The sequence below is a fragment of the Parablautia muri genome, from assembly GCF_009917485.1.
Taxonomy (GTDB): domain Bacteria; phylum Bacillota; class Clostridia; order Lachnospirales; family Lachnospiraceae; genus Suilimivivens; species Suilimivivens muri.
Genome location: NZ_QZDT01000086.1, coordinates 1 through 8,688, shown reverse-complemented (window position 1 = coordinate 8,688; position 8,688 = coordinate 1). Strand labels below are relative to the sequence as shown.

8 protein-coding genes and 1 pseudogene are annotated in these 8,688 nt (G+C 53.2%); all 9 read left to right on the top strand.

Going from position 1 to position 8,688, the window contains the following annotated elements:
* On the top strand, positions 1 to 555 hold a 555-nt coding region (locus tag D5281_RS23200), incomplete at its 5' end, for a DUF2815 family protein (RefSeq protein ID WP_160562288.1).
* A 66-nt stretch (positions 556 to 621) separates the two neighbouring features.
* Positions 622 to 1,241 (top strand): annotated as a pseudogene (locus D5281_RS26215) (hypothetical protein); the annotation flags it as partial.
* A 3-nt stretch (positions 1,242 to 1,244) separates the two neighbouring features.
* Positions 1,245 to 3,131: a DNA polymerase gene (locus D5281_RS23195; RefSeq protein WP_277935579.1), complete on the top strand. Its 1,887-nt coding sequence runs from the start codon at positions 1,245 to 1,247 to the stop codon at positions 3,129 to 3,131.
* Between the two features lie 11 nt (positions 3,132 to 3,142).
* Complete coding sequence (locus tag D5281_RS23190) at positions 3,143 to 3,547, top strand: hypothetical protein (protein ID WP_160562287.1); 405 nt, start codon at positions 3,143 to 3,145, stop codon at positions 3,545 to 3,547.
* Entirely contained in the window at positions 3,544 to 5,913 is a 2,370-nt protein-coding gene (locus D5281_RS23185; protein WP_160562289.1) for a VapE domain-containing protein, read from the top strand. Before D5281_RS23190 ends, D5281_RS23185 begins: the two co-directional genes overlap by 4 nt.
* 243 nt (positions 5,914 to 6,156) lie before the next feature.
* Complete coding sequence (locus D5281_RS23180; protein WP_160562286.1) at positions 6,157 to 6,444, top strand: PDDEXK family nuclease; 288 nt, start codon at positions 6,157 to 6,159, stop codon at positions 6,442 to 6,444.
* Entirely contained in the window at positions 6,425 to 7,774 is a 1,350-nt protein-coding gene (locus D5281_RS23175; protein ID WP_160562285.1) for an SNF2-related protein, read from the top strand. Before D5281_RS23180 ends, D5281_RS23175 begins: the two co-directional genes overlap by 20 nt.
* Positions 7,771 to 8,259 (top strand): hypothetical protein, encoded by a 489-nt coding sequence (locus tag D5281_RS23170; RefSeq protein WP_160562284.1) that lies wholly within the window; start codon positions 7,771 to 7,773, stop codon positions 8,257 to 8,259. The genes D5281_RS23175 and D5281_RS23170 overlap by 4 nt, the downstream gene beginning before the upstream one ends.
* 71 nt (positions 8,260 to 8,330) lie before the next feature.
* Complete coding sequence (locus D5281_RS23165; protein WP_160562283.1) at positions 8,331 to 8,630, top strand: hypothetical protein; 300 nt, start codon at positions 8,331 to 8,333, stop codon at positions 8,628 to 8,630.
* The last annotated feature ends 58 nt before the right edge of the window (positions 8,631 to 8,688 follow it).

Here is an 8,688-nt window from a genome sequence, read left to right as displayed (position 1 = left end):
ATGAGTAATGAAAATGCAAATTTGACAAAAGTGATCGTACCGTGCAGGTTTTCCTATCTGCACTGCTGGGAGCCCAACGCAGTGAGCGATGGGGACCCGAAGTATTCCGTATCGGTCATCATACCAAAGTCGGACACGGAGACCATCGAGAAGATCAAGAGGGCAATCGAGCAGGCGAAGAAGGATTCCGTCTCCAAGTGGGGCGGCAAGGTCCCGGCGAACCTGAAACTGCCCCTGCGTGACGGCGACATTGACCGCCCGGAGGATGAGGCGTATGCGGACAGCTATTTCTTCAACGCCAACAGCAAGCAGGCGCCGCAGGTGGTGGATAAAAACGTACAGCCCATCCTTGACCAGTCGGAGGTGTATTCCGGGTGCTATGGCAGGATCAGCGTGAACTTCTACGGCTTTTCCACCAACGGCAATAAGGGAATCGCCGCAGGGCTTGGCAACATCCAGAAACTGCGTGACGGGGAGTCGCTGGGCGGCAGGACGAACGCGGAGGATGACTTTGACGCGGTGGAAGTGGATGACGAGGAAGATTTTCTTGGATAGGAATATCAGGGCGGCGGGTGACTGCCGCCCGTCATCCAAAGTATCTACACAGGAAGGAGCCATGAAATGGGGCGAATCTTAGAAGCCGATATTGAAAGTTTCAGCGATGTGGATTTAGTTAAATGCGGGGTATACGCCTATGCGGACAGCCCTGCTTTTGAGATTCTGCTGTTTGCCTATTCCTTTGACGGAGGGGAAACACAGATCATAGACCTTGCGCAGGGGGAGAAATTCCCGGCAGAAGTGGAGGAAGCCATCTTTGATGTGTCAGTGACCAAGACGGCATACAACGCCAACTTCGAGCGAACCTGCTTATCAAAATATTTTGGGAGGTACATTCCCCCGGAGTCCTGGCATTGCAGCGCGGTACAGGCGGCCATGCTCGCCCTGCCCCGGTCTTTGGAGGATGTTGGCAGGGTGCTTGGGCTGGACGAGCAGAAGATGAAGGAAGGGAAAGAGCTTATAAGGTATTTCTGCGTCCCGTGCAAGCCAACGAAAGCAAATGGCGGCAGGACGAGGAACCTCCCCTGCCATGCGCCGGAGAAGTGGAGGAACTACTCAGATTAAGGCTGTTGATGGCAAAAACGTCCGTGAAGAAATATGAGGCTATGGAGAGAAGTGTCTGCTCGGATGGAAGGGTACACGGGGTTTTACAATTCTACGGTGCAAACCGCTCCGGACGGTGGTGTCTGACCGGAGATCATGAAGTCCTGACTCCCGATGGGTGGAAAAGGCTTGATGAATGGAACGGCGGGGAGATTGCCTGCTGGAATCCGCATGGGGAGGCTGTGAGTTTCCAAAAAGCGGAGGCTGTGCAGTTTGATTATGACGGATTGATGTATGAATACAGCGACAGCCGTATCAGCCAGTTAAGTACGCCCGACCACAAGATGTATACCAAGAAAAGATATGACGGCCCGTGGATAGAAGATACCGTTGAAAATATGCAGAAATACCGTCCGACAATTCCTTTCACTGGTTTCCGCCGGACAACATCGGGGATGGAGCATGGGAGGCTGCGTGTGCTGATTATGGTGCAGGCAGATGGAACGTATAAGCCGGACGGCACGATACAATTCCATTTTAAGAAAAAGCGGAAAATTGAGAGGTGCAAATATCTGCTGCGCCAGACGGAGATACCATTCACTGTAAAGGATTATGAAAAAAGCGATACAAGCGTGATTACAGTGGTGTCCCGCTGTGTTCCACTATGGCTGCGTATTTTCCGGGATAAGACTTTTGGGACATGGCTCTTTGATGAAAGCGCGGATGTGTTCTTTGACGAACTGCCATATTGGGACGGATACCATTGCGGGCCAAGCAGCCTCCAATACAGCACCTGCAATAAGCAGAATGCTGATATTGTGCAGGCTTTTGCCCATATCAGCGGGCGGAGCGCAGTGATTAAAATGAAAAAGCGTTCTGCGGAACATCCGAATTGGAAGGACGCTTATATACTGGATATCTGGATGTCTCCGGGGAACTGCCATGAGATACGCAATAAACCGAAAACATTGGAATACTCAGGAAAAGTGTACTGTGCCGTCACGCCTACGGGATATTTTCTTGTCAGAAGGAACGGGAAGGTGTGGGTAACGGGGAATTCGGGACGCTTGGTCCAAATCCAAAACCTACCCCAGAACCATTTACCCGATCTGGAGCTGGCGAGGGAGCTTGTGAAGCAGGGGCGTTTTGAAGATATCGAATTATTATATGATTCCACACCGAATGTTTTATCAGAACTTATCCGTACCGCTTTCATTCCAAAACCGGGATGCCGTTTTGTGGTGGCAGACTTTTCCGCAATCGAGGCAAGGGTGCTGGCATGGCTTTCCGGGGAGCAGTGGAGATTGGATGTGTTTACTTCCCACGGGAAGATTTATGAGGCATCGGCATCCTCCATGTTCCATGTGCCAATGGAGGAAATCACGAAAGGCTCCCCGCTCCGGCAGAAAGGGAAATTAGCGGAACTTGGCCTTGGATTCGGCGGGGCAAGCGGCGCTCTCATCTCAATGGGGGCTTTGGATATGGGGCTGACCGAAGAGGAACTTCCTCCGCTCGTGGCGGCATGGCGGAAAGCCAATCCGCACATGGTGCAGTTCTGGTGGGATGTGGATGCCGCCGCAATAAAGGCGGTCACGGAAAAGCAGAAAACCAAAGTCGGAAAGATCATTTTTGAATATAAGAGCGGGATTTTATTTATCACGCTCCCGTCCGGGCGGAAGCTGTCCTATGTAAAACCGAGGATGGCTGTGAACCGATTCGGGCGCGATGGGCTGACCTATGAAGGGATTTCCGAAAACAAGAAATGGAGCCGGATAGAGACCTACGGCCCCAAGCTGGTGGAGAACATCGTGCAGGGGACGGCGCGGGATTTACTGGCGGAGGCAATGCTGCGGGTGGAGAAGAAGGGATACCCAATCGTCATGCACTGCCATGATGAGATCATAGCGGAAGTGCCGGAGGGCATCGGCTCCGTGGATGAGATGTGTGAAATCATGGCGGTACAGCCAGAGTGGGCGGAGGGGCTGCCGCTCCGGGCGGATGGCTTTGAATGCAGATTTTACAAAAAGTGAGGGAGAAATATATGGAGAGAAGGAATGCGGAAGGGTACCATGACCCCACAGCCTACGGCGGGATGCGTATGGCGGAGCAGAAAGCGGAAAGGGAAACGGTAAGGATGGTTTATAAAAACGGGAGGATGGAGCTTTATATCCATGAGTTCTTCCCATGCAGGTTGGCGGTGGCAAGGAAGGTGTTCCCGCTGATCCGGCGCTTTGCGAAAGATGAGGATAAGGAGAAACTGCGGCAGTTCTTACGGGTAAAGGCACGGGAGCATTCCGGGAAGGTTAAGGCATTTTCGGAAAAAGCGGAGTCCTTTACGGCAAAATCGGAGGAATGGCATTTCTACCGTAGGAAAGCCAGGGAGGAACAGATCATTTATAACCAGTGCGTGAAAAATCTGAAATTATTGGAGGGCAGGAAGGAATGAGGATACAGGTAGCAACAGGCAATTCAAGGATGGAGAAACGCTGGAACAACGTGGAGATGGAACTGGATGAATTCAGGGAGCGCATCTCCCACACCATCCGCACGGCGGAGACCGTGGAGCAGTATATGAAAATGACAAAGGCGAAGCAGGACGCCATCAAGGACGTGGGCGGTTTCGTCATGGGGAAATTGAAGGGCGGCAGGAGGAAGAAGGACTGCGTGGAGTTCCGCTCCGCCCTGACGCTGGACATGGACCATGCCTCGCAGGACATCCCGGAGCAGGTGGAGATGTTCTTTGACTTCCGGTGCCTCATTTATTCCACCCATAAGCACACGCCGGAGAATCCGAGGCTGCGGCTCATCATCCCGCTCTCCCGGAACGTGTCGCCGGACGAATATGTGGCAATCGCAAGGAAGGTGGCGGAGGACATCGGGATTGAGATGTTTGACGATACCACCTACGAGCCGAGCCGCCTCATGTACTGGCCGTCCACTTCCGCTGACGGGGAATTTATTTTCCAGGACATTGAGGGAGAGCCGTTAAACCCGGACGAGGTGCTTTCACGGTATAAGGACTGGCGGGATTCCTCCGAATGGCCGGTGAGCAGCAGGCAGCAGAACATCGTCCAGAGGGAAATGCGGAAACAGGCAGACCCGCTTTCCAAAGACGGCGTCATCGGCGCATTCTGCCGGACGTATTCCATCGAGGAAGCAATAGCAAACTTCCTTCCGGATGTCTATCAGCCAAGCGCCATGCCGGGGAGGTATGACTATATTCCGGCTGACTCACAGGCGGGCGTGGTCATTTATGAAGGGAAGTTCGCTTATTCCCACCATGCCACGGACCCGGCCTGCGGGAAGCTGATGAACGCCTTTGACATGGTGCGGATTCACAGATTCGGTGAATTGGATGAAAAGGTGTCCGAGGACACCGAGGCGGCGAAGCTCCCATCTTTTTCTGCCATGAGCGAGTTTGCGGTCAGTGATGAGAATGTGAAGATGACCATTGCCGGGGAGCGGATGGAGAAAGCGGAGAAGGAGTTTTCCGGGGAAAATGAGGACTGGCAGAAGGAACTGGAGTATGAGAAACGCTCCACGGTGGTAAAGAACACCCTGCGGAATCTGCTTTTAATATTAAACAACGATGAAAAACTGAAAGGCATTGTTTTCAACCAGCTCAGTGACGGAATGGAGATCAAGGGAGCGGTGCCGTGGGAGCATCCGGGGCGGTTCTGGCGTGACGCGGACGATGCACAGCTTATCTCTTATGTGGATTTGAACTATGGCACGTTCTCCATGCGCAATTACAATATCGCCGTGACGAAGGCTGCGGATGACCGCTCCTACCACCCGGTGCGGGAGTTCCTTGATGCGCTGCCGGAGTGGGATAAGGTGCCACGGGTGGACACGCTGCTCATCGACTACCTGGGCGCGGATGACACGCCATACGTCCGTGCCGTTACCCGTAAGACCCTATGCGGGGCGGTCTGCCGGGTGTTAAGCCCCGGCTGTAAGTTTGATACCATGCTTGTGCTGAACGGGCCGCAGGGCGTGGGCAAGAGTACGCTCATTTCCCGGCTTGCCGGGGACTGGTTCTCCGACAGCCTGAACCTAAGCGACACGAAGGACAAGACGGCGGCGGAGAAGCTGCAGGGGTACTGGATCATGGAGATCGGGGAGCTTGCGGGCTTGAAAAAGGCGGAGGTGGAGACGCTGCGTTCCTTCCTTTCAAGGCAGAACGACATCTACCGCGCGTCCTTCGGGAAAAGGGCAACGCCGCACCTGCGCCAGTGCGTCTTTTTCGGCACCACCAATGCGGAGAAGGGGTATCTGCGGGACACCACCGGGAACCGCCGTTTCTGGCCGGTAAAGACACCGGGCGGGAGCCGGAGGCATTCTTGGGAGTTATCCAGTGAGGACATCCGGCAGATATGGGCGGAAGTGCTTGTGTATGTGAAAGCGGGCGAGCGGCTCTACCTTGACGGGAAGATGGAGGACACGGCAAAGTCCGAGCAGCGGGAGGCTATGGAGAGCGATGAGCGCGAGGGGCTTGTGCGGGAGTACCTCGACACGCTCCTGCCGGAGAAATGGGATGACATGGATTTATTCGAGCGCAGGAACTTCCTTCATGGGGAGGATTTCGGGAAGCCGGACTTAAAAGGCACCGTGCGCCGTATGTCCGTCTCCAACATGGAGATTTGGTGTGAATGTTTCGGGAAGGAGAGGGCGAACTTGAAACGCATGGACAGCGGGGAGATTTCCGCCATCATGGCGCGTATCGGCGGCTGGGATTCCGGCAGGAAGAAGGAACGCATCTCCCTTTACGGGCCGCAGTGGGTTTACAGGCGTGTTCCGAAACGGGAGTGACGTTAAAAACTGGAACGGAACGCCCGCTGTTCCCATAAAGGCACTTTGGGAACAGAAATTCGGAACATGGGAACAGCAGACTGGCACTGGCTTAGAGGGGCGTGTTCCTATGTTCCAAAAAATAATTATATAAATGGAATATATAAAAAAGAGAGAGAAAGACGTATGAATACACCCATATGCGCGTAATAGGGATTTTTTGGTTTTTCGGAACTTTTGGTACAGAAAAGGAGGCAGGACAGAATGAATTTTTCTGAAAGTGAGATAGAGCGCCGCCTGCGGGCAGAGGCGAAAAGGATGGGAGGCATGGCGGTGAAGTTCGTTTCCCCCGGTCTGGATGGGGTGCCGGACAGGATCGTTTTATTGCCTGGGAGGAAAATCGCATTCGTGGAGTTAAAGGCTCCGAGGAAGAAGCCGAGGCCATTGCAGATAAAAAGAATGAGGCAGTTGGAATGTTTGGGATTTCCCGTTTTTGTGATTGATGGCATTGAGCAGATCGGAGGTGTGCTGGATGAGATATGTGCCACATGAATATCAGGAGTATGCAAAGGAGTTTATCGTGAGCCACAAGGTGAGCGCACTGTTTTTGGATTGCGGGCTTGGCAAAACGGTGATCACGCTCACCGCCATATGGGAATTACTGTTTGATTATTTTGACATCCGAAAAATTTTGATTATAGCGCCCTTACGAGTCTGCTATTTAACATGGCCTTCCGAACTGGAAAAATGGGATCACCTATCGGGAGTTGGGATGTCGGCGGTGCTTGGTTCGGAAAAAGAACGCATAGCCGCACTTGGCAGGAAAGCACAGGTGTACGTCATCAACAGGGAAAACGTGGAGTGGCTGGTGGAAAACCATACATGGGATTTTGACATGGTGGTGATCGATGAGCTTTCCTCCTTCAAGTCCCATAAGGCGAAGCGGTTCAAGGCTCTGAAAAAGGTGCGCCCGATGGTGCGGCGCATCGTGGGGCTGACCGGGACGCCAGCACCCAATGGATTAATCGACCTTTGGGCGGAGATTGGCATCCTCGACATGGGGCAGCGGCTTGGGCGGTTCATCGGCGGCTACCGGGAGCGGTTCTTCGTGCCGGACAAGCGTAGCAGGGAGATGGTCTTTTCCTATAAGCCACGGGAAGGGGCAGAGGATATGATTTATAATTTAATCTCCGACATCTGTATCAGCATGAAGGCCGTGGACTATCTGGATATGCCGGAGTGTGTCTACAACCGTGTGGAGGTCATGTTGACCGAAAAGGAGATGGTTCTGTATGAGCAGCTAGAGCGGGATATGCTCCTTCCCTTTTCGGACGGTGACATTGATGCGGTGAATGCGGCGGCGCTTTCCAACAAACTTTTACAGATGGCGGACGGAGCGGTCTACGATGAGAACGGGAACGTAAAGCACATCCATGACCGCAAGCTGGAAGCATTGGAGGACTTGGTCGAGGCGGCGAACGGCAAGCCTGTTCTGATCGCCTACTGGTATAAGCATGATTTACAAAGGATTGTGGAGCGTACCGGGGCGGTGGAGCTGGACACGGCGGAGGATATGCAAAGATGGAATGCCGGGAAAATCCCGGTGGCGGCGAACCACCCGGCATCGGCGGGGCATGGGCTGAACCTGCAGGCGGGCGGCTCCACGCTGGTGTGGTTCGGGCTGACATGGTCTTTGGAACTGTATCAGCAGATGAACGCAAGGCTGTGGCGGCAGGGGCAGGAGGAGACGGTTGTGATCCACCACCTTATCGCCAAAGGCACACTGGATGAGCGGGTGATGGCGGCGCTGGAGAAAAAGGACTGCGGGCAGTCGGCACTTGTGGATGCGGTAAAAGCGAGGATTGGAGGCGGCGGAGAATGAAAGCAGGGGATAATCTGTTTGACAAATACCATCAGTGGAAAAAGGACAGGATAACGCTTGCCTTTGAACTGTCAAGGTTTGAAGGGGTTTCCACGGATGAGGTGATAGAGTCCATGTGCCTTTCCCGTCCGCAGGACGAGCGGGTGCAGACCAGCGGTATATCCGACAGGACGGGGAAAACGGCAGTCTATTACCGCAAGGTGGCGGAGAGCATGAATGATGACTGGTATGATTATACTTTCCGAAAATACCAGTATGTGAAGGAAGAGATAGAATTCTTTGAGTATGCGGTCAGCAGGCTGAGCGGGCGGCTGCCCGAAGTCATTCAGGACATGGTGGTCAACGGGATGCAGTGGAAAGAGGCGGCGGCAAAATATGCGGTGAGCGAGGCCATGCTGACCAAGTACAGGAGGAAGGCGCTGTCAGAGCTGGCGGTGCTGTATGAAGGCAGGGCGAAGCATACGGAGGAATACCTTTTAAGCTGACAGGTTAAGTAATGGTTAAGTAAGTGTACCGAAGTGGTTTCTTGAAAGTGAAAAAAATATGTGTTATGTTTATGATGCGAAGAAGTGTAGGGAGCCCTGATGGAGAAGCCACGGGGCTTTTTTCACGCCTCCGCACAGGGCAGCGGGCTTTATCCTTTCACCGCTGCCTTTTCTTTTGCGGAAAGGGTGGAAAGGTGGATGCTATGGATTGTTTTGCAAAAAATGAAAACGGGAACTGCAACATTCTGCGCTGTGGGAAATGCCAGGGTGAGACCTGCCATTTCCATAAGACGAGGGAAGAACAGGCGCAGTCGCTGGAAAAAGTGAGTGAGAGATTACTGTTGCTGCCCATTTATTCTGGCTTCAAATAAATCTGATTGATTGTCACAGAATTAACCGATATAATGACATCAGCATAGAGAAAGAGAA